The sequence below is a fragment of the Reticulibacter mediterranei genome, from assembly GCF_016587455.1.
This window is the reverse complement of the sequence record NZ_BNJK01000002.1, coordinates 1646834-1668531: the sequence shown is the minus strand read 5'-3', so window position 1 is coordinate 1668531 and position 21698 is coordinate 1646834. Positions and strand designations below refer to the sequence as shown.

Annotated in this window: 16 protein-coding genes; 9 read left to right on the top strand and 7 right to left on the bottom strand. The window is 52.7% G+C overall.

All coding sequences use genetic code 11. The features are described 5' to 3' along the window. Positions 1–98: 98 nt before the first annotated feature. The gene (locus K3T83_RS45790) at positions 99–449 is read right to left on the bottom strand and encodes a MerR family transcriptional regulator (RefSeq protein WP_220209826.1); all 351 of its coding nucleotides are present in this window, start codon (positions 447–449) and stop codon (positions 99–101) included. Positions 450–756: 307 nt separating this feature from the next. Here K3T83_RS45790 and K3T83_RS45785 point away from each other — a divergent pair, with 307 nt between their 5' ends. Next, a complete protein-coding gene (locus K3T83_RS45785) occupies positions 757–3126 on the top strand; it encodes a protein kinase domain-containing protein (RefSeq protein WP_220209825.1) in 2370 nt (789 codons plus the stop codon). A gap of 1 nt (position 3127) precedes the next feature. Next, positions 3128–4903 (top strand): substrate-binding and vWA domain-containing protein, encoded by a 1776-nt coding sequence (locus tag K3T83_RS45780; RefSeq protein WP_308441725.1) that lies wholly within the window; start codon positions 3128–3130, stop codon positions 4901–4903. Between the two features lie 312 nt (positions 4904–5215). Here K3T83_RS45780 and K3T83_RS45775 read toward each other — a convergent pair whose 3' ends face one another. From K3T83_RS45775 to K3T83_RS45760, 4 genes are all read right to left on the bottom strand, one after another. After that, positions 5216–8749, bottom strand: coding sequence for a WD40 domain-containing protein (locus K3T83_RS45775; RefSeq protein WP_220209823.1), 3534 nt, complete (start codon positions 8747–8749; stop codon positions 5216–5218). A gap of 235 nt (positions 8750–8984) precedes the next feature. After that, positions 8985–9197 (bottom strand): hypothetical protein, encoded by a 213-nt coding sequence (locus tag K3T83_RS45770; protein WP_220209822.1) that lies wholly within the window; start codon positions 9195–9197, stop codon positions 8985–8987. A 44-nt stretch (positions 9198–9241) separates the two neighbouring features. Continuing rightward, complete coding sequence (locus tag K3T83_RS45765) at positions 9242–9856, bottom strand: VOC family protein (protein ID WP_220209821.1); 615 nt, start codon at positions 9854–9856, stop codon at positions 9242–9244. Positions 9857–9906: 50 nt separating this feature from the next. Beyond that, entirely contained in the window at positions 9907–10296 is a 390-nt protein-coding gene (locus tag K3T83_RS45760) for a response regulator (RefSeq protein ID WP_220209820.1), read from the bottom strand. A gap of 236 nt (positions 10297–10532) precedes the next feature. Between K3T83_RS45760 and K3T83_RS45755 the strand changes: the two genes are divergently transcribed. From K3T83_RS45755 to K3T83_RS45745, 3 genes are all read left to right on the top strand, one after another. After that, positions 10533–12293: a histidine kinase gene (locus K3T83_RS45755; RefSeq protein WP_220209819.1), complete on the top strand. Its 1761-nt coding sequence runs from the start codon at positions 10533–10535 to the stop codon at positions 12291–12293. A gap of 25 nt (positions 12294–12318) precedes the next feature. Continuing rightward, a complete protein-coding gene (locus K3T83_RS45750; RefSeq protein WP_220209818.1) occupies positions 12319–12960 on the top strand; it encodes a response regulator in 642 nt (213 codons plus the stop codon). Positions 12961–13321: 361 nt separating this feature from the next. Next, entirely contained in the window at positions 13322–14806 is a 1485-nt protein-coding gene (locus K3T83_RS45745; RefSeq protein ID WP_220209817.1) for a serine/threonine-protein kinase, read from the top strand. 25 nt (positions 14807–14831) lie between these two features. Here the strand turns inward: K3T83_RS45745 and K3T83_RS45740 are convergent, their stop codons facing one another. After that, a complete protein-coding gene (locus K3T83_RS45740; protein ID WP_220209816.1) occupies positions 14832–15674 on the bottom strand; it encodes an MBL fold metallo-hydrolase in 843 nt (280 codons plus the stop codon). A 174-nt stretch (positions 15675–15848) separates the two neighbouring features. Here K3T83_RS45740 and K3T83_RS45735 point away from each other — a divergent pair, with 174 nt between their 5' ends. Further along, entirely contained in the window at positions 15849–16718 is an 870-nt protein-coding gene (locus K3T83_RS45735) for a helix-turn-helix transcriptional regulator (protein WP_220209815.1), read from the top strand. A 106-nt stretch (positions 16719–16824) separates the two neighbouring features. Here the strand turns inward: K3T83_RS45735 and K3T83_RS45730 are convergent, their stop codons facing one another. Continuing rightward, positions 16825–18006, bottom strand: coding sequence for a cystathionine gamma-synthase family protein (locus K3T83_RS45730; protein ID WP_220209814.1), 1182 nt, complete (start codon positions 18004–18006; stop codon positions 16825–16827). Between the two features lie 231 nt (positions 18007–18237). On the opposite strand from K3T83_RS45730, the gene K3T83_RS45725 reads away from it, so the two are divergent. From K3T83_RS45725 to K3T83_RS45715, 3 genes are all read left to right on the top strand, one after another. Then, entirely contained in the window at positions 18238–18969 is a 732-nt protein-coding gene (locus K3T83_RS45725; protein WP_220209813.1) for a hypothetical protein, read from the top strand. 38 nt (positions 18970–19007) lie between these two features. Beyond that, positions 19008–19760 (top strand): DUF2071 domain-containing protein, encoded by a 753-nt coding sequence (locus K3T83_RS45720; protein WP_220209812.1) that lies wholly within the window; start codon positions 19008–19010, stop codon positions 19758–19760. Positions 19761–20012: 252 nt separating this feature from the next. Further along, entirely contained in the window at positions 20013–21554 is a 1542-nt protein-coding gene (locus K3T83_RS45715) for an FAD-dependent oxidoreductase (RefSeq protein WP_220209811.1), read from the top strand. Positions 21555–21698 lie beyond the last annotated feature (144 nt).

The following is a 21698-nucleotide window of genomic DNA, read 5'->3' as shown; positions in this document are numbered from 1 at the left end:
TATTTTCAAAAATGTTAGGTCGCTTCTATCAATCAAAACATGTAAAGGAAAAGAAATATTCCCGAAAGGGGTTGTTGTTTTGAAGCACTGAAAGATACTTAGCGATCCGTTGAGGGTGGTGTTCCATCCTGGTTTTCGCGCGCCTCTGTAACCTGGCGGCGGAGAATATAGATTTCCTGGCGCATTTGCAGGATATAGCGAATGCCGTTAGCGTTGATGCCCTCGTTAGACAGTTCAACAATCTCTTCGAGGATGGAGATATCGTAGTCGGAATAGAGGCGATTCTTCCCCGATTGGCGCGCAGGCTCTAGCAGCCCAGCCTCCTCGTAGCGACGCAACACCTGTGGAGGCAGGTTCAGCAGTTGGGAGACGATCCCAATCGTATATTTCGGCATGCGTGTCATCTCGTCATCGTTTCTGCGTCCCGGCTGTCCTGGTCGTCGTCTCATGAGATCACCTCCTTTTCTGTCTCTCTCTTTCTTTCGATATCATTATATGTAACCTAACGAATTTTGTCAAGTCATCCTTATAGTTAATATCGATAGAACTGAAAACGAAAGAGTGCAGACGAACGTAACGTCTCGCGTCTTTCCCTGTGAAGTGAAAACGCTCTTTATATCTGTTTTCTTAATGTCTGTTTAAAGAACTCATAATATTGAGCGACGATACTGAAGCAATAAGAAGGTTTCAAACCGATGAAGGAGGGCGGTTGGCACATATGCATCAACTGCAAACAACCGCGAAACGACTATGGGAATGAGTACCTCTTCTTCTGTGTGCGGTAATTGTGGCACACAAAATAGTAGTAATGAACAGTTTTGTACTCATTGTGGCTATTCATTGGCTGGTGGAACAACGCAAATGACCCCGGTTCCTCGTCGTGTCACCGGCACGTTGCAGGCAGGGCTGGCGCTAGAGAGACGCTACCGAATAATCCAGATGATCGGCAAGGGTGGCTTTGGTGCGGTCTATAAAGCGACCGATGAGCGGTTTCAAGCTCGTGTGGTGGCGATCAAGGAAATGAGCGATGCACAACTCTCTCCTCAAGAGAAAACACAGGCGCTTCAAGCGTTTCGGCATGAGGCGAACCTGCTCGTCCAACTTAATCACCCGAACCTTCCCAACGTCAGCGACTTTTTTGAAGAAGGCGGCAAAGCCTATCTCGTGATGGAGTTTGTAGAAGGTCAGACGCTAGAAAACATCCAGGAGCAGGCGGCAGGGCCGCTTGACGAGAAACAGGTCATGGACTGGGCCTTCCAGTTGTGCGCAGTCCTCCACTACCTGCATGATCGACCTCAACCGATCATTTTTCGCGATATGAAACCATCCAACGTGATGCTTGCCGCAGATGGGCGGCTCAAACTGATTGATTTTGGCATCGCTCGCGTCTTCAAAGCGGCTGGTGTGAAAGATACGACGCTGCTTGGCTCTCATGGCTATGCACCATTAGAACAGTATGGGAAAGGGCAGAGCGACACACGAACCGACATCTATGCGTTGGGGGCCACTCTCTATGACCTGCTCACCAATACGGTTCCAGCCGACGCCGCCTCACGACGCGTGCAACCAGCAAACTTTCTCCAACCCCGCCAGATCAATGCGCACATCTCGCCAAAGGTCGAGGTTATCGTGCTCAAAGCAATGGAACAGGAGCCAGCAGATCGCTATCAGTCCGCCCTTGAGATGGCTCAGGCCATTCTGGATACAGGATTGATCTCGCAAAGCACAGCGCTCAATACCATCGGCAACCCTTTACAACCGCTTTCCACATTCAAGCCATCGAGCCAGCAACCAACAACCCCACAGGGGTTCGCAACCGCATCTCAACCAGCCGGTCCTGTTCAACAACAGACAATGGTTCCATCCCAAACTCAACTCGCTGGCATTTCGCGACGTGGCCTCCTGGTCGGTGGCGTTCTGGCAGGGGCCGTTGTATTAGGGGGCGCAGGAGTCCTCGCCTTTACCAGAAGTCAAAACTCCGTTTCCAGTTCACAAGGCAGCGGTTCTACAAATACGATTCCCTTACACTTCACATATAGTACCGAAAAGGCCGACTGGATAGAGGCCGCTGTCAAGGCATTCCATCAAAGCAACCCAACTATCAATAATCAGACGATCCAGGTGATGCTCGACCCACACGGCTCGCTTGAAGCGCAAGATGGCATCCTGAACGGTTCGCTGCAACCGACAATATGGAGTCCCGCCAGTTTCCTCGAATTGAACCAGCTTACAGCCGCCTGGAAGCAGAAAAACAGCGGCAAAGAGATTCTCATCTCGACGGGCGATCTGCTCCCAAAATCGCTGGTGTTCAGTCCGCTGGTCTTCGCCGTCTGGCAAGAGCGGGCCAGAGTCTTACAGCACAAATATGGCAACATTGACTGGCCCACAATCCACGATGCGCTCATTCTCAAAAACGGATGGAGCGACATTGGAGGGCCAGCAGAGTGGGGTCTGGTCAAGTTCGGGCAAACGCACCCCGCCCAATCGAATAGTGGGCTGTTGAGTATCACGTTACTCGCCTATGCGTATCATAAAATCCAGCGTGGGCTGACCATTGAGCAGGTTCGTGATCCCAATTTTCTCAAATACTTTAGCGATATCGAAGGAGCAGTCACCGCCTTTGGTCGCAGCAGCGGAACGTATCTGACGAATGAGGTTATTCAGAAAGGGCCAGCGGCCTACGATGTGACTACCACCTATGAAAATCTGGTGTTGACCTCTAGCAAAGATGCTACCTCGCGCTGGAATCAGCCGTTGCAACCATTCTATCCAGGCTTAAATATCGTGAGCGATCACCCGTTCGCACTGCTGCAAGGGAGCTGGATCACGCCCGAAGCACGCGAGGCAGCCCGCAAGTTTCGCGACTTCTTACTGACAGACGAGCAACAACGGCTAGCCCTCAAAAGCGGCTTTCGCCCCACGAATCCGAACATCAAGCTCACCGAAGCGCTTCCTGGCAATCCCTTTCTCGCGTCAGCCATTCAGATCAAGTCACAGATTCAACCGCTGGCACAAACGCCCGCTGGTGGCGTCATTACAGAACTGCTCAAACAATGGTCGGATCGTTACAAAGACGCTCCGACAGCTCTTTCAAGCACGTTTCAGGAGCAGAAAGGATTGATATAACATGCGCCTCTCTTATCAGAGATATCATAAAACATATCGAATGCTATATAGCCCTATATGCCTATTTCTACTATTCATATGTACGGCCTGCAATGCAAATAATGAGGCACAGAAGCCAGTAAATCAGCCAGTCCAAACACCGCCCGGTCACGCTATCCAATGCACAGCGCATTCCAGCAACCCGGTCACGCTGACCATGTATTATGGCAGTGAAAAAGAAAACTGGATGAATGACGTGGTGGCAGATTTCAATACGCGCCACTATGCGGCATGCGATGGAGCAATCACTGTCAAAGCTATCCCCATCGGTTCGGGTCAGTCGATGCAACAGATTGTGAATGGCACGATCCAGCCCGATATCTGGAGTCCTGCCGGTAGCGTCTGGTTGACACTCTTAAACACGCAATGGCAGCAAAAACATGGAAGCAACCTCGTCGGTACAGGAGCCACCGATGCCCTCCCACTTGTCAGCAGTCCTATCGTTATCGCAATGTGGAAACCCGAGGCTGAGGCGCTTGGCTGGCCGCAAAAAGCTATTGGTTGGTCAGATATTGCCAGCCTGAGTACAGACCCGCGCGGGTGGGCTGCCTATGGGCATGCCGAATTTGGGGCCTTCAAGTTTGGTCACACCCACCCCGAATACTCCAACTCCGGGTTAGATGCCGTCATTGCCATGAATTACGCCGCCGTCAACAAAGTGCGCGGCCTCACCACCGCAGAGGTCAACACCACCACCACCAAACAATTTATTAATAACGTTGAGAGTTCGGTCATTCACTACGGCGATAGCACTGGCTTCTTCGCAGATAAGATGTTTGGAGGGGGTCCATCGTATCTAAGTGCTGCGGTACTGTACGAGAATCTGGTTGTTGAGGCCAACGATGGCAAACTCTATCCCCATCTGCCCTACCCGGTGGTCGCCATCTATCCAAAAGAAGGAACCTTCTATAGCGATCACCCGTTTGCCATTTTGCAGGCTTCGTGGGTCACATCGGCAAAGCAAACCGCTGCTCAGGTGTTTCGTAATTTCCTGCTGGATCAACCTCAGCAAGTGAAAGCGCTCCACTACGGATTTCGACCCGCCAATCAACAGATAAAGCTTGCCGCACCTCTCGATAGTATACATGGCATAGATATTACGCAACCAAAGACCCTTTTACCGATCCCTGGCGCTGATGTTGTACAGGCCATTAAAACCTCCTGGAGCCAGCAGCGCCGCAAAGTTAATGTGATGCTGATCCTGGACCGCTCCGGCAGTATGGCCGCAACGGTAGACAATGTTTCTAAGATTGAAGCCGCTAAACAGGGCTTGCAGGAGTTCATCAATCTCCTGGGAGATAACGACCAGCTAGGTCTGACTGTCTTTAGCGATCAGGCGGATATTCTCAGCCCCGTATCACAGCTTGGACCCAAGCGCAAAGATCTTTTAAACCGCGCCAATAACATTTTCGCAATGGGAGGAACCCGTCTCTTCGATACCATGTCCGAGCAATTTCAAGCTTTGCAGCAGACTCCTTCAAAGAACATCAGGGCTATCGTCATCTTAACCGATGGCGTAGATACGGATAGCCACACAAAGCTGGATGGATTACTTCAGCAGATTACAGCGAAAGGCGAAGATGCGGGAACAGCGGTGAAGATGTTCACTATTGCGTATGGGCGAGATGCCAATGAGAACGATCTCAAGAAGATTGCAACCTCAACCGGCGCTCAAGAGTTTGAGGGCAATCCACAAAATATCAAGGAGGTGTATAACCAGATCAGCTTGTTCTTTTAAGAAACCGGAAATGTTGTTCGTAATGGAGCGATTTATCACGTCAGGCGGCCTGGAAGGGGTTTTCCCGACGTGATAATGGCTGCATCCGATAATGCAAGGGGAATGGCGAGGGGACAGAATATGTTGGGATTTCCCGTAGCGACAAGGGGTGGCGTGGAGGGTTGTGGGGGCCTTGCGCTTGTCGCCCTCACCACATTGTTTACCTGTTCCCGGTTCCAGCGTGACCCAGCAGCGACAAACACAAGGCCCCCACAACCCTCCCACCGCCCCTTGTCGCTACGGATGGGGAGATCCTTCTCTCTCCCGCCACATTTATCGGATGCACTGCCATACGCGCACAGCATGATCGAAATTGCCTGTGACGATCTGCTTGCTATCAGGGGACCACGATACCCCTGTCATAGCGGCGTTGCGCCTTCCCGTATCGTGTGCAACCAGATGGCCATCGCGGGCATCATAGACGTGCAGCGACCCATCCTTGGATGTTGCAGCAATCAGGCTTCCATCGGGCGACCAATCCACGCCATAGACGCTATCCCGGAAATCCGTGCGTGGGGAGAAGCGGTTGATGCCTGTTCTGGCCTCCCACACTTGCAACGTATTGTCCGAACTGGCTGAAGCAATATATCTATCATCGGGCGACCAGACAACATAATAGACAGAGGTGGTGTGTTTTTTATAGGTAAAGACAATATCGCGGGCGAAAACGTCCCACACCTCAACACTACCCGTGTCGTTGCCAACAGCCAGATAGGAGCTGTTATGCGACCACGCCAGTTCGTACAGTCCTTCGGGATGATGTGTATCGATCTTCATCGTTTCCCCGATGCGCTCGATATGAGTTGTATCCCAGATCTTGATCTGCCCAGCCCGATCTGAGGAGGCAAGATATCTGTTATTCTGGCTCCAGGCAATTCCTCGTATGGGGTTGCCTTGCGCGCCTTTGAAGGCTAGCTGGCCGTTTGTAACGTTCCACACACGCAGCATAGCATCATCGCCTCCCGATGCGACATATTTGCTATCAGGCGACCAGGATACCCGCCAGATATGGCCCATATGATCGCTATAGGAAGCAAGTAATTGCCCATTCCCGGCGTCGAGGATATGGACAGTGCCATCATAGCTTGCCGTCGCAATATACTTACCATCAGGCGACCACACCACTCCTTGCACGATATCTTGATGTGCCTGGGAGCTAGAGAGAAGCTTTAGCTGTCCTGACGGCGTTACCTGGATCGGTTGCGAGAACTTCGGTGGGAGGGCCAGCAAAACGGTTCCAATAATGAAAAGCAGCATGACAACTGCGCTCCCAATGAGAAGCAGTCGGGAAATATTTCTCCTATTGGATCTCCATGCCGGTATTTTTCGCCTTTCTTCTTCTACCCGTAATTTTTGGCGCAAATCCTGGAGTTTCGCTCTGATAATTTCATTATCTGGATCAAGCCTTGAAGCCTTTTCAAAATCGGCAATAGCATGAGGTAAATCTTTCAGCAACACATATGCCTCGCCGCGTTTCCTGAGTGTGGCGATACTTTTGTGGTCCAGGCTAAGTGCGTGTTCAAAACTGGTGATAGCGCTTTTGACTTCGCTCAGGGAGAGATAAGCAGACCCCCGCTCGATATATGCTTGCACGCATTTTTCGTCCAGCGCCAGAGCATCGTTACAGTAATCAATCGCACGCTGCGGTTCGTTGTTCAATACGCATTCACGAGCAAGTTGCAGATAATCGCTCACCGCATGCGGAGAAGATTCGAGGCTCTCACGTCCCTGCACCGCATCTTCGTACGCTTTGTTCAATTCGGTATCGTCGGGCAGGCGCTCCCTGGCTTTCTCATACCAGGAAACGGCCTCGCGAAGATCACTTGTACTGTATGCCTCGGCCAACCTCCACCAGAGAGCTGCCTCCAGTTCTTCACGATAGGAGGGTACAGGTTGAGAGAAGAAGATGCCTTCTCTATCGGCCAGTTTGACCAGAAAGCTAAGGCTGGAAAACTCGTCCCGCAATGGCTTGCGATTGGTGAGAAATTCAAAACAACGATCCGCCCATTTCCAATGTGTGCGCTCTGGATCTGGTATGACCTCTTCAAAAAAGTTTCCAAGCATACGCGCCTCGCGGTTGGCTTCGCGCTGGTAAATGCTGGCTGCGCACATAAATGGCAACAGGAGCCTGACTCCCCTGGCGGGATCGGTCCAGAACTCCAATTCGATCAGGTCCAGATACCATTTTCTCCACTCTCTGTCTTCCAGGCGTTTGCGCAGGCTACGATGGCGATACTGCCTCTCCCTGTTCTTGAACCGCTCAGCCAGCGAATCGCGCAGGCGTTGAATTATGGTCATAATCTCTGGGCTGGTACGATTTTGCAGCAGCCAGAAGCGCAGAAAGTGACGAACTTCCGAATGCATCGCAGGTTGTCTATTGGCGGTAAAAATAAATCCGTAGCGACGATGCAGGCGGCTAAGTTCTGATGCGGCCTGTTCTTGTGGCACAGCAAGCGCAACAGTCATCACCGCAGGTTCTTCGACCCGTCTGAACAGAGCCAGTCCATACAGACGAAGGCGATCAGAGGGATTGCTCCGCGTGTGAACGAGATAGCGCTGGACCATTTGATCGACGATTTCGCGCCTGTGATCGATTCCTTCGGTGATGAGCGCCAGATCAGATCGTTCCAGGTAGAGAGTCGCAGCGATTTTCACCGCCAGTGGAACTCCACGCGTCACTTCCAGAACGTTTTTCAACGCATCCTCCTGCGGCACAGGCAGAGTTGTTTTCTGACAAAGCATTTTGAAATAGTCGCTGATGTCGCTGAGGGTGAAATCGCCAACTCCATCGGCGCTGAAATCGACGGACATACTATGCGCAGGGAAAACAAGCTCACGATAACCAGGCTCAGCATCCTGGCTCCGTGCCCGCTGCGTGACACCAGCCCAGAGGTTATCGCGCCCTGAGATCGCCCAGCCTACCCGACTACCAGCCGCGCCCATGCAGATCTGCAACAGTTTGTCGCCTTCATCAATTTCTTCATACGTATCAAAGAAGATAAGCAGAGGATGACGTTCGGCAAAACGAGCGAGATCTTTCCCTAATGCCAGCCCCAGTTGTAAAGGAGCATCCAGATAATCGCTTAAATCTCCTCCCAGCTTCTCCTGAAGATAGACACGAAGCCGTTGTAACTGTTCTATTCCTACGCTGGCCCCGGCATCAAAGCTTTCTCTGATTTTGTCACGTACAGCATCATTACTCACCATGATACTGATACTGTCGGGAGTCAGGGGAGTTGTCAACAAAGCCAGGAGAATATCGCGCGCAATCCCCAGCCCCTTCAACCAATCGAAGCGCTCATCATCGCGTTGTAAATGATCCAGCACTTCGTATGCCTGCTTGCGAGCCTTATCAACGGCTTTTTCTGCCGTCAGATAGTCGCTGAACTCTTTCCGTTGTTTGCCAAGAGCAGAGGCCAGCCTCTTATAAATCAGATTGAAATATTGGTTTATATCAATTGTTTCACGATCAGTAATGTTAAAGAGAGTCCGCCTATCCTGTACTGCGACCTCCCAATCAACCGTCTCAGATACCTGAAGTTCCTGCCTATATTCCAGAGCGATCTGGCGATAGTGTTGGAGTAAAGTGCTCTTGCCAAAGCCTCCTCGCCCATGCAATAAGATAAAAAGTCCTTGGATTCTATTATTATTGGGAGAGGGGGGCATAGTCAAAGGGGCAGGAGAAGAGATGCTGACCGACCGCAACCACTTTTCGAGATAGGCGCGAAAATCATTTAGCTGTCGTTCGCGACCGATAAAGATTTCGTTGAGATCCAGATCTTCAGGTAAAACAGACTCATCTGGCATAAAGCACTCCCTTTTTCAGAGCAAAGACATGTTCCCACTCAATTAGACGTAAAAGACTCTTTGGCTTTAAATGAGAAAACATGAAGCAATCGGGATGCCAGAGGGATACTATAGATCTTCCCATAACATTCTCCCTGCGTTCTAGTTCTTTTTATATAGCAGGGAGAAGGAATCCTTCCCTCTACAGTGTAGAACGTAGGGAGGAGCAATATTTCACATATTATTCTATTATTTATCAGACTAATTCGAGATCGCCGCTGCGGACAAGGAGCCGGAGAAATTCCAGGTGTCGGGTTGCCTGCTCGCTGTCCTGGTGATACCACTGTCTCAACCAGAGCAGCGTACTGATTTCGGTGGAGGTAAATCCCCATTGGGCAAGCAGGTCTCTCTCGGCGGTGCTGGCCTCTGTCATTTCGGTAAGCTCCTGAGTATGCATAAACGGTTTCATTTCTCCGGCTCCTTTCTATCAGTAATGGTCGGGCATGCTCTTGATTAGAACTGCATTGGATCGGGGCGGTATTGACCATTGTAGGAGCGACGATGAATCTCCTCAAAGCTCAAACCCTCATTGGTCCACGCGTTGAAAACCTGTTCGGGATCGAAGTATGTACCCAGAGGATTCTCCATCGTCGGCAATTTGTTTTGCATCCACTCCGACGATTGCTGCCAATCACCAAACGTGTCTACTTGTAGTTCTACGCCATTGCCGTCCGGGTCGAGATAGTACATCGAGAAGGTCATGCCATGATCCAGACAGGCCGCTGGCGTGATACCAGCCTGCCGGAGCCGGACATAGGTGTTCATCAAGGCATCGAACGAGGTGAACTCGAAGGCGAAGTGGTGCAGACCGGTATGCTGATCTTTGTGCTCGTCGTCGCGCAGCCCGGGCATCGTAAGGAAGGCGAGACGATGATTGGCCTCGTCGTTTGAGAGCCATACGCCGAACGGATACTGGAAAAGTACCCTGGTTCCCAGCACAACGCCATACCATACGACCATTTCTTGCAATTTCGTTGTCTTCAAATTTACATGATGTAATGTTGGGTGTATGTTCTCCTGTTTCTGGTTAGCAGAAGATTCATTGTATGTAGATGATGAGAGGGTCATAATAAAGTTTTCCTTTCCAGTTTTTCAGCAAAACATTTCATTACATATATTTATGAGTTTGTGTCCTGATCTTCTTGCACAAGAACAGCCGCACGAATGGCGCTCAAGAGCTGCTCTGTCGGTTGCTGCTTCTCAATGAAGCTGGCAGCCCCGACCTGCTGCGCTCTGGCTCGTGTACTCGTATCTCCATAGATACTGAGCATGACTATCTTGCTGCATGGCACGATAGAGTGTATGGAGGTGGTCAGCGCAAACCCATCAGTATCGGGCAATTGCACATCCATCAAAACCACATCTGGTTGAAGCTGCTGCGCCTGTAAAAGCGCTTCACGCCCTGTACTGGCCTCGCCGATTACCTGCATATCCGCTTCCAGTGCAATACGCATCTTCAATGCCTGCCGCACTGTCTGTTCATCTTCAACCAGTAAAAGCGTTATCATATCAGCCTCAACGATATTTCTTCTCTTGTCCACCACAGAAAAACGATTGTCAATATGGTACAATAGCGATACAGAAGAGATTGTCCGTGTATCTTTTGCTGTTACCGTGCAAGCTGTTCGCTATCAATGAGAAGAGTATACATGGTTTCCATCCATTCTGGATCTGACGAAGGGCTGATTTTGGCCTACGACTAAAGACCGAGACGCGTACCCCCTCACATATAAGGGAGTGGAATATGGATGCTGCAATTCAGCAAACGCTACTAGAGCTTTTTACCCGGGTTGGCGACGATCCCTCAGCGATGCCTCGTATCCCCCTTGATGACTGGCCCGATCATTCGCCGGAACGACAACTCCTCGCTGGTTTCCAGCAGATGTTGACCCGCCAGCAACAATATCAACATCAGCTACAGCAGGAACACGAGCAACTGACACAACGTATGCAGGAGAGAGAAGAGCAATATCACAGTATTTTTGAAGCTTCAACGGATGGGTTATTTATACATGATATGGCAGATGGGCGCATTGTTGAGGTCAACTCTGCTGGTTGTCGGATTGGTGGTGTTCGTTCATACGAAGAGATCATCGGGCTATCTCCAATCGGACTGATCCATCCCGACGATCACTACAAGCTACTGGAGATGCAGCAAACGTTGCAGGCCGAACAGAACTATCATGGGCGCATGCTGGCAGTCAATCGCCATGTCGATCCGCCTGTACCCTATTACGTCGAGGTCTACGCCAGCCCCTTTACCTATCTTGGCAGGCCACACTTTCTCGCCGTCGTTCGCGACATAACCGATCAGGTGGAGGCGTATCAGCTATTGGAGCGGCGCGTTGCCGAACGGACGCGCGAACTCTCAACCCTGCTTCATATCTCGCAAACCGTCGCCTCAACACTGGAATTGCAACCCCTGCTCAACGTCATCCTCGATCAGTTGATCGCCGTTACGCAGTGCTCGGGAGCCTCAATTATTCTGCTGGACGGCGATCAACTGGAGATCGTCGAGGCGAAGGGCATCGTGGGAGGCGAACCAGTGCGCCATCTGCGTTTTCCCGTGCAGGCATTTGGTCCGTTCTGGCAAAAGCTCGCCGCCCACCAGCCATTGATTATCCCCGATGTACGCGCCGATGTGCCAGAAGCAAACCTGTTTCGGGCCGCGACCGGCTCGCTACTGGCGACGACGCTGGCCTATGTGCGCTGCTGGATGGGCATTCCTTTAATTCTACGTGGCGAGGTGATCGGCGTCCTGAGCATTACCTCTGCCGAACCGGGAGCCTTCTCGCAAACACAGGCTGAATTGACATTGACCATCGCAAACCAGGCGGCTGTGGCGATTGAGAATGCTCGTCTTTATGAGCGCGCGCAGGCTGCTGCGGTGCTGGAAGAGCGCCAACGGTTGGCCCGTGAACTGCACGACTCGGTCTCGCAGGCTCTGTACGGCATCTCACTCGGAGCGCACACAGCCTGTACATTGTTTGAGCGCGGGGAGGCGGCGCGTCTGCAAGAGCCGTTACGCTATGTGCTTTCGCTAGCAGAGACGGCGCTGACCGAGATGCGAGCGCTGATCTTTGAGCTGCGTCCCGAAACGTTGGAGAACGAAGGGCTGGTCAATGCGCTGAGCAAGCAGATGCAGGTGCTATCGGTGCGCCATCATCTCACCGTCAAGACGGAGCTATGTGCCGAGCCGGACGTATCATTTGAAATCAAGCAAACGCTGTATCGCATTGCGCAGGAGGCGCTGCATAATATCATTAAGCATGCTCAGGCTCGTACGGTGACGCTTCATCTGGAGTCGCACGATGGAACGTTGGTCTTGACGGTGCGAGATGATGGGCTGGGCTTCGATGCTGAGGGATCGTTCCCTGGTCATCTCGGCCTCCATTCGATGCGCGAACGGGCATATAAACCAGGGGGAACGCTCACAATTGAGAGCGCTCCGGGTGAAGGTTCTTGCATCACGGCTCGTTTGCCAATAAGTGGTGCCAGAACGTAGCGATTTGATCAAGAGGAGAGTGGTCATGGCTATTCGTGTGTTGCTTGCCGACGATCATAGCGTGGTGCGTCAGGGATTGCGCATGTTTCTCGCGCTCGATGGCGAGATCGAGGTTGTAGCTGAGGCAGCTGATGGAGCGGAGGCGGTCGCCCTGGCGCGACGACATCAACCCGACGTAGTGGTGATGGACCTGTTGATGCCAAACATGGATGGTATCACGGCGACCACGCTGATTCGGCGCGAACTGCCCGATACCGAAGTGCTGGCCCTGACAAGCGTGCTGGAAGATGCCTCGGTTGTTGGAGCCGTGCGTGCGGGGGCGATAGGCTATCTGCTCAAAGACGCCCAGGCTCCGGAACTCTGTCAGGCCATTAAAGCCGCCGCCGCTGGACAGGTGCAATTAACGCCAAAGGCCGCCGCCCGGCTGATGCAGGCACTTAACGCTCCTCCATCCGAGCAGGTACAAGCCCTGACCGAACGCGAAACCGAGGTGCTGCGGCTGCTTGCTCAAGGCCAGACCAACAAACAGATCGCCCGTACTCTGAGCATTACCGAAAAAACCACCAAGACGCATGTGAGCAACATCCTGAGCAAGCTCGGCGTACAGAGCCGCACCCAGGCCACGCTCTACGCTATCCGCGCCGGTCTGGTCGCCACATCGTCATAGCAATGCATCTTGAGGATTCTACTCCGCTTATATGTACACATTGTCGGCAGGGCTTTCCAATTCTCCCATCTAGCAGGAGTGCAGAGGGCGGCAGCCCTTTGCCGGGGTGCGGGGTGTCCCCGCAAAAACCTTTTTTCTTCTCTTTTGCGCGCCGCCGCAGGCGGCGCGCGAAGGAGGGAAGGAAACTGGGGACGCCCCAGGCCCCGGCAGGGAGACCCCTGCACCCCTTTGAGCGGAGAACTGGAAAGCCCTGACATTGTCGGGAACTCTCTTGCCAATGGTTTACTGCTGATGTTATACTTTTCCCGAAACAGATGCATATGCGAAAGGACGCATTCCAGTCTCGTAGATGGAGGGCTGCATGATCCCTGCACACATCTTCTGTAGCCACTGTGGCACCAGGAACGACCGCACTGCCACCTTCTGCTTTTCGTGTGGTCGCCAGCTTGCTTACACAACATCGGCGACTGGCACTATTCAGAACGTGCCCACGCCATCTACGCTTCTTCCATCCTCGACCGTCAAGGGTCAGCCTCCCATAATCTCTGCCGTAACCCCTCCCAACACCATCCTCAAGCAGCGCTATCGTGTGCTTCAGCCTGTTGGCAAAGGTGGTATGGGAGCAGTCTACAAAGGGGAGGATACTCAGCTTGGCAATCGCCTGGTGGCTATCAAAGAAATGAGCCTGTCCGCGCTCTCACCCGAAGAAAGAGAGGTCGCAACCACCCATTTCAAACGTGAAGCGCATCTGCTAGCGGGCTTGCAACATCCCAACCTGCCCAGTATCTATGATCATTTCAGTGAGAGTCAACGGTGGTATCTTGTGATGAGCTTTATCCAGGGCACAACCCTGCAAGAACATCTCACCTCTGCTCAAGGCGGCAAATTGCCCCTGGAAGAGGTGCTTCACATCGGCAGAGAACTCTGCACCGTTCTGCACTATCTTCACAGTTACACGCCACCAATCATCTTTCGCGATCTCAAGCCTGCCAATATTATGCGGGACAAGAACGGCCATCTGTATCTGATCGATTTTGGCATTGCGCGCCTCTTCAAGCCCGGTCAGCAAAAGGATACCGCCAGCTATGTCTCCTTCGGCTATGCGCCGCCAGAACAGTATGGACAAGCGCAGACGACCCCACGCTCTGATATCTACAGTCTTGGCGCAACACTCTATCACCTGCTTTCTGGCTATGCACCTTCGCAATCGCCATTTCGTTTGCCACCACTCCAATCGTTAGTGCCAACGCTTCCACCTCGCCTGGTGGCACTCATTACCCAGATGCTTGATCTGGATGTGGATCGGCGACCAGCTAATATGATGGCAGTCAAACAGGAGTTGCAGGCTATTGCCGGTTCTCCTGCAACTCCTCCATCAGTCGCGCTTCCAGCTTCATTGGCACGACAGGAGAGAAAACATTCAGGAGACAAAACGCCTGCTTCCGAAAAGAAAAGCGCTGCTCTTCCATCACAAACACCTGGAGGCCAGATTGTACCTACCCTCCCCAGATATGGATTCTTATATGCTCTCATCAGTGGCATCCTTACAGGCTCTCTCGGTTATGGCGTCTCGCTTGTGTTTCATTTTTGGCCTCTATTGCTTTTCTGGGTCATCCTCTGCCTCCTCGCAGGATTTGTGACTGGAAAGACAGCAAGGGATAGGAAAATGGGATGGGTCACAGGGATTGCCTCAGTGCTCCCGTTTTGTGCTATAGGAGCGATGAGCGGCAATTACAATGTCGCCGTCCCCATGATCCTTCTTGTCACAGCATTGCCCCTCGTATTTTGTGGAATCTGGCTGGCAACACGTACCCATCCTTACTATCGCAACGGCGCTGGCTCATGAGCCAGCACCGTCCATTATGTTTTTATCACAGTGTATGCCACTGATATCGGCCCTGGTCAAGCGTCACCCGTCCAAAGACGGAATCGGCCAGATGGGTGCCAATCGCGATGGTCTCCGGCTTTGCCAGTTCTTGTAGCATGTGCTGGCGAGCAACCTTTGCCAGTTTGGGATCATGATCGAACGAGTTGGTCCAGGTGGGGTGCTCAATTTGTACAATGCTATGAAACGTATCCCCTAACAGGATGGCCCGTTGCGCGCCCGAAGAGACCACAAGTGATGTGTGCCCAGAGGTATGTCCCGGCGTTGCCAGAACAGTTATCTCAGGAGCTAGCATCTCTCCCTCTTCAATCAATTCAATACGCGGCTCCAACAGCTTGAGTGCATCCTCGACATCTGCTCTCGGCTCTGCTGGATTCGCAAAACGTTGCCACTCGGCACGGCGTACCAGCAAGCGGGCATTGGAAAAGATGAAGTCCTGTTCGGCGTTGACGCATTGACCAATCCCATTCACATGGTCAGAGTGCAAATGTGTAAAGAAAACGCTATCGATATCGGCGAGGATCAGTCCCATACGCTTCAGGTTTGCAAGGAGTTCGCCGCCCTGTAGAAAGATGCTCCCTTCAACATACTGACCGGGACCATAGCCAGCATCAACCAGGATCGTGCGATTGCGCGTCTGGATAATATATGCTCCAACACTGCTCACCAGTTGCCCACTAGCGTTGAGCAGACGTTGGTACGACTGCCAGTCTTCAAGAGTAGTCGTCGGGAAAAGATCTGTTGGGCTAAAGAATGCATACCCATCTGGCACATAGGTAACACGGATGGTGTCCAGCTGGATATGTTGTAGTGGCGCTGCTGCTACCATAGATGTTCTTCTCTTTCTTTCAAGGAGACAAGCGCTCGGCCCTCGCCTCCATACAATTGACGGGCGACCACGAATAGTGCTACATTCATCAGTGCTATTATAGATGTCCTATAATGGCGGAACCAGACAGCAGTGATAGTAGAATTGGATGTACCAGGATAAGGAGAAGTTGCGATGCTTTCGGATCAAAGGGTGGATGATGCCCAACGACGTACTGCTTTAGGAGAATTTCTGCGCACACGACGCGCTCGCCTCACACCCACGCAGATAGGTTTGCCTGCTGGCCCCCGCAGACGAACACCAGGACTTCGACGTGAAGAGGTCGCAGTTGCAGCGGGGGTCAGCACCACCTGGTATACCTATCTGGAACAGGGACGTGATATTCACGTTTCACGCATTGTTCTTGAATGCATTGCCGATGCTCTTCATCTTAACCAGGACGAGCGCCTGCATTTGTTTCTACTCGCGGATCAATCTACCACTGCAACGCCATCGCTGCTCCCTGAAGAAACTATCCCCGCAGCCTACCAGCTTGTTCTCGATGGACTCACAGAATATCCGGCGTATATTCGGGGGCGACGCATGGATATTCTCGCCTGGAACAAGGCCGCATGCGCTGTTTTTGGTGATTTCGCGCTGTTGCCGCACCGTGAGCGCAACTTCCTCTGGCTCATCTTCACGGATACGCCGTTCCGCCGCCTCTTCGTTGACCATGCAGGTCTGGCACAGGAGATGCTCGAAATCTTTCGCGAAACAGCCACTCGCTACATGAGCGCCTCATGGCTGCACGAATTCACTGATGCGTTAAGCCAGGCCAGCCCGGAGTTCCGCCAGCACTGGCAAGGGCACAATGTTCGCAGGAAATCGTACGGTGCAGTTTCCCGCGAACTCCTTCATCCCGAAATGGGCAGGCTTGTCTTTACGATAGCAGGTTTTCAGATGAGTGGCGACCCCGACATACAATGTTGCATCTTCACATCCACGCCAAACTCAGAGACGGCCACAAAGCTGCGCCAACAACTTCATAGCCCTGCTCCTCTTTGAGATTTCCCCTGAGCATGTTTACCCGTTTCGCCCAGTTGGTGCATCCGACAAAGCAAGGAAGCTTACGCCCATTTCCCGAACGCATCAGGAACACCGTTTTAAGGAACTACTCTGTAAATGCCTGCTCCAGATCAGCGATCAGGTCGTCGGTATCCTCGATGCCAACGGAATAACGGATCAGGCTTTCAGGAATGCCCATCGCCTCCCGTTCCTGCTGCGTTGACTCAACGTGGCTCGTCGTCGCGGGCACACCAACGATAGTTTCGACAGCGCCCAGGTTCGCGGCACGATGGGCGTAACGCAGGCGCGGCAGAAACGCTCGTACCGCCTCAAAGCCACCCTGGAGCGCGAAGCTGAGCATGCCACCGAAGCCGCGCATCTGCTCTCGAGCCAGTTCGTATTGCTCGTTCGTCTCAAGGCCCGGATAAAATACCTGCGAGACCTTCGGATGTGCCTGCAAATAGCGCGCGATGCGCAGAGCGCTCTCATTCTGCTGACGAATGCGCAACTGGAGCGTTTTCATGCCACGCAACAGCAAATACGCCGCCATTGGATCAAGCGTGGCCCCGGTGATTTCGCGATAGTGATAGATCCGCTCAATAAGCTGCTTCGGGCCGCACACAACTCCGCCAAGCGCATCGGCATGCCCGCCGAGAAACTTGGTGGCGCTATGGAGAACGAGATCAGCCCCCAGCGCAAGCGGGTTCTGATTGATCGGAGTCGCGATGGTGTTGTCAACGACGACCAGCGCGCCCACGCGATGCGCCGCCTGAGCCAGACGAGCGATATCAAGTACTTTCAACGTCGGATTAGTCGGCGTCTCCAGATACACAACCTGACAGCCCTGCGCAATTGCCATCTCAATAGCCCCGAAGTCTGTCGTATCGCAAAGCCCCACCTCGATCTGAAAGCGCGGCAGAAATTCAAGAAATATCTTATTGGTCCCGCCATAGGTATCCTTCACCGAGACAACCCGGTTGCCAGGCGAGAGTAGTGTAAAGAGGGTGTTGCTAATCGCCGCCATCCCGGTAGCAAAGCTGGTAGCCGCCTCCGCGCCTTCAAGCTGCCGGACCTTCTCCTCAAAGACCGCGACGGTCGGGTTGGTATTGCGCCCATAAATATGGCCCGTTTGTTGCCCCAGCGCGACCTCCTGCCACGTCTCGATATCTTCATAGCCAAAGGAGACGCTATGCACAACCGGAACCTGTGTCGCCCTCTGCCAGGATGAAGATTCCTCACCAGCCCACACGGAGAGCGTAGAAAAAGAGGGATGCTCACTTTGCGACATCTATATAGTCCTTTCTAGATACAACGATATATAGCAATCATACAATGATACCCTCTGGCTTGACTACGTAGCGGCTGGCTCACGACAATAGAGAATGAGAACGAAATCCCAACCAATTCAGCCGTAATACGGGATAAGGCTGTGCGCGGCATCGATCCGCTTGATTGACAGCTCTGCTTCACAGCCGTATACTGAACCACAAGTTGACACGTATGGATCATAGGAGGCCCGATGTCAAGGATGCCGCGTCTCTTTCTGGAGCGAACCCTCCTCTTCTCCTTTTGTATACATGGGATCGCGATGCTGACGATGGTCTTCTTTTTGCTGGCAGGTCTCCCCGGCGGCCCCAATGATGGCGCGGCTCGTATGGCTTATGTCGCTCATATGCCCTGGCTCTGGCGGCTGGGCTGGTTCACCTGGCAACTGACCGCACTTTCAGACCTGCTCATCTCGCTGGCACTGCTACGCATCCGCTGGCGCTTGATGGCCCTGCTCAACGTGCTACTTGTGGTGGCCGGGATGATCCCCGATCAGATGGGGCAGGTACTCTGGATGACGCAGGGCGTGGCGCTGGCCCAATACGGAACACTGACCCTCTATAACCAGTTTGAAGCAACCGTTTTTCTCTGGATCGGCGTTTTTGGCGGTGGCTTCTACACGCTTGCCGCCGTTGGCTGGACGTGGTGTTTCGCGACGGAGAAAGCATGGCGATGGTCACGCAATCTCACAATCTATTCGCTGCTGCTCTGGAGCCTCTTCGCATTCCTGAGCGTCAATCCTTTGCTCCCATCTTTCCTGCAACTCTCATCACTCTGGATCGCTGCCGGGAACGCGCTTGGCTTTATCCTCCTGCTCACCTGGCTTGCTCTGGCGGCAGAAACGGTGATGCGTGCAGCTCGCCCCGATCAGGAGGTTGGACGCTATGCCCCTGGCATCATCCCCGCACCCATCTCCTCGGTCTGATCGCCAATAGCCGCTTTCTCCGCACCCTCAGTGAGTATGTGCCGACGGTCGCCTTTCTCAGCGATATCAAGCATGTCATCTATGTCAACTACATTGTCGAGGCCGACAGGCTAGAGGCGTTTGTGCCAGTGGGATTGGAGCTACAACGCCTCGGAAGCGATGGGCGCTACGCCCTCTTTACCTTCCTCACCTACAAACACGGGCACTTCGGTCCTCGCTTGCTGGGTCCATTGCGCGCCCTCTTCCCATCGCCAGTACAAACAAACTGGCGCATCTACGTGCGCGATCCTCGCACCGGCAACTCGGGCGTCTTCTTCGTCACGAACGCCTGTAGCAGTACGCTGGTTGCGCTGGGCGCACGCCTGTTTGCTGAAGGGATGCCTATGCATGTGTTGCAAACTGGCAGCATCGGCGTTGGACAGGATGGAACAGTTGAGTTGTTGCTAGATGCAGGCAAAGGAAGCGCACCCGACGCACAGGGCACGTTGCACCTTATGACCGAACGGCCAATACACGGCCCCTGGGATATTTGTTTTGCCAGCTACGACGACATGCTGGCTTATTGTGTACCACAGGATCGCGCCTTTTCCACACAACCCTGGTACGCACGCCTGACGCGGCAGGAAATCACCCTCAATATTCCCCTCGCTATCTGCGAACCGCTTGAAGGCAACGTCCACTCCCATACAGCGACAACATTTGTGGGCGATAGCGCCCCGTTCTGCTTCATTGTTCCCACAGTCACATTTTGTTTCGAGCAAGAGATTCACTCTCCCCTGCTTATTAAGTAGGGGGAGCGCATTGAAAAACTGAGAAAAAAGAGCAAGATTTTACAAGCTTCATTTTCTATAGCTTGCTATACTATTAGCGAAGGGTATAATATAAAATAAAGCTAGCTACACCATTTTTCATCACTTTTTCTGATATTACTGCTCCTTCTTTTTAAGCAAAAAACAAACACAGATGTAGATCTGAAGCGTAGCACATAGCATTAGCAACAGGCTATCCCCACACATCTGTTTTTTTGGGAGGAAAGCTATAATATGATGAACAATAGAGATATTACGAATGAGCGAGACAAAACAGCGCTGGTGATTGGGGGGAGCATTGCAGGAATGTTGGCCGCGCGAGTCCTTTCCGAGCAGTATAGTCAGGTTGTGGTCGTGGAGCGGGATATCCCGCCCTTGGAGCCAATGAATCGGATGGGAACACCGCAAGCATTTCATCCTCACGGCATACTCCCTCGCGGTAGCAGGATTCTACAGCGCTTGTTTCCAGGCATTATCGATTATTTGCTGGCACATGGCGCATTCTTCATACAAGGCGGAAAGCCAGGCGTGTTCGTACAATCCACCCCATACGGCGATGTGGATTACCCGCTTCTAGAAAGAGGTGCAGGCGTCAGCAGGGCGCTGCTTGAATGGGTGTTACGGCGGCGCTTACAAGTGATGACCAATATCCGTTTTCTCACCGGACAGGAAGCGACCGGTTTAGTATTCAACTCTGATCATAGCCGGGTAAGCGGTGTGCATCTGCGGGAGCGAGGAAAACTGAACCGACAGTTGACGCTCGAAGCAGATTTGGTGATCGACGCGAGCGGGAGTTCATCGCAATTAGTGCAATGGTTACAGACTGCTGGCTATACCGTTGCGGAGCCAGAACGAGTGAAGGGCAAACTTGGCTATACCACAGGATACTACAGGCTTCCCGCACGCACTTCCGCACAAGTAGGGAGGATATTAATAGCACCTCAACCGTCTAAAGGGCTTCCCGGGGCCGGGTTGTTTCCGATTGAAAACAATAACTACATGGCATGCCTGTTTCTCGCTGGTGGACAGGAGTATCCTCCCATCAATGTTGAAGGTTTTGAACGGACGTTTTCTCAACTGAGCAGCCCACTGATCGCGGAGGCGTTATGGGGTGCTGAACTGACAACATCGCTGCGTGGTTTTCGTGTGCCGGAGTGCATTCGCCAGCATTACGAGCAGATGGAGCGCTGGCCGGCGGGATTGCTCGTCATGGGAGATGCGTTCTGCTATTTTGATCCAATTTATGGGCAGGGTATGAGTGTTGCGGCAATGGGCGCGGAGGTACTGGAACAGTGTTTGCAGGAACAGCAGATGCAGCCACAAGATGATTTCGAGCTGCGTACGCTTCAGCGCTTGCAAGAACAGATTGAGCCAGCATGGTGGTACAGCACCGTTTCGGACCTGCATTGGCCCGGCGTTGAATACAGCGGCTCCCTCTCGATGCAGGGTTTGACGCTCGCACAGAAATGTATAGCCCTGTATCTGGCAAAAGCGGTCCAGGCAGCGAACACTGGCGAGCGCAACATGAATCTGTTTAGCGTGTATATGATGGTGAACGGATTACTGATTTCGCCGCGAAAGATCATAAATGCACAGACGATTGAGGCGCTGCTCAAAGAAGATCACTCCAAAGAGGGGCAAAGACTCCGGGAACAGATAGACGAGCTGACGCAGGGAGGGCAGCGAAGCCTGGAAGCCGTGCTGGACGAGATCATCCCCACGTTCGCCCACGCTTTCGAGGCTATCCTAACATCTCCGATCTCTTCTCACAGATAACACATCTCGTCGTGGTACTCTGTCAAACTTCATCTGCAAATGGAGCGGCAGCCGGATATGGCAGGGGCGATGGCTGGATGCATCAACGGATGAGTTTTGACAGAATAGTAGTTGCGCGATAATGAAATTTAACAACCAAAATCG

Coding starts and splice junctions, on each gene's coding strand:
- K3T83_RS45760 (WP_220209820.1), bottom strand. CDS start 10,296: ATGATAACGCTTTTACTGGTTGAAGATGAACAGACAGTGCGGCAGGCA.
- K3T83_RS45755 (WP_220209819.1), top strand. CDS start 10,533: ATGGATGCTGCAATTCAGCAAACGCTACTAGAGCTTTTTACCCGGGTT.
- K3T83_RS45745 (WP_220209817.1), top strand. CDS start 13,322: ATGATCCCTGCACACATCTTCTGTAGCCACTGTGGCACCAGGAACGAC.
- K3T83_RS45750 (WP_220209818.1), top strand. CDS start 12,319: ATGGCTATTCGTGTGTTGCTTGCCGACGATCATAGCGTGGTGCGTCAG.
- K3T83_RS45725 (WP_220209813.1), top strand. CDS start 18,238: ATGTCAAGGATGCCGCGTCTCTTTCTGGAGCGAACCCTCCTCTTCTCC.
- K3T83_RS45790 (WP_220209826.1), bottom strand. CDS start 449: ATGAGACGACGACCAGGACAGCCGGGACGCAGAAACGATGACGAGATG.
- K3T83_RS45715 (WP_220209811.1), top strand. CDS start 20,013: ATGATGAACAATAGAGATATTACGAATGAGCGAGACAAAACAGCGCTG.
- K3T83_RS45730 (WP_220209814.1), bottom strand. CDS start 18,006: ATGTCGCAAAGTGAGCATCCCTCTTTTTCTACGCTCTCCGTGTGGGCT.
- K3T83_RS45735 (WP_220209815.1), top strand. CDS start 15,849: ATGCTTTCGGATCAAAGGGTGGATGATGCCCAACGACGTACTGCTTTA.
- K3T83_RS45740 (WP_220209816.1), bottom strand. CDS start 15,674: ATGGTAGCAGCAGCGCCACTACAACATATCCAGCTGGACACCATCCGT.
- K3T83_RS45770 (WP_220209822.1), bottom strand. CDS start 9,197: ATGAAACCGTTTATGCATACTCAGGAGCTTACCGAAATGACAGAGGCC.
- K3T83_RS45780 (WP_308441725.1), top strand. CDS start 3,128: ATGCGCCTCTCTTATCAGAGATATCATAAAACATATCGAATGCTATAT.
- K3T83_RS45765 (WP_220209821.1), bottom strand. CDS start 9,856: ATGACCCTCTCATCATCTACATACAATGAATCTTCTGCTAACCAGAAA.
- K3T83_RS45785 (WP_220209825.1), top strand. CDS start 757: ATGAGTACCTCTTCTTCTGTGTGCGGTAATTGTGGCACACAAAATAGT.
- K3T83_RS45775 (WP_220209823.1), bottom strand. CDS start 8,749: ATGCCAGATGAGTCTGTTTTACCTGAAGATCTGGATCTCAACGAAATC.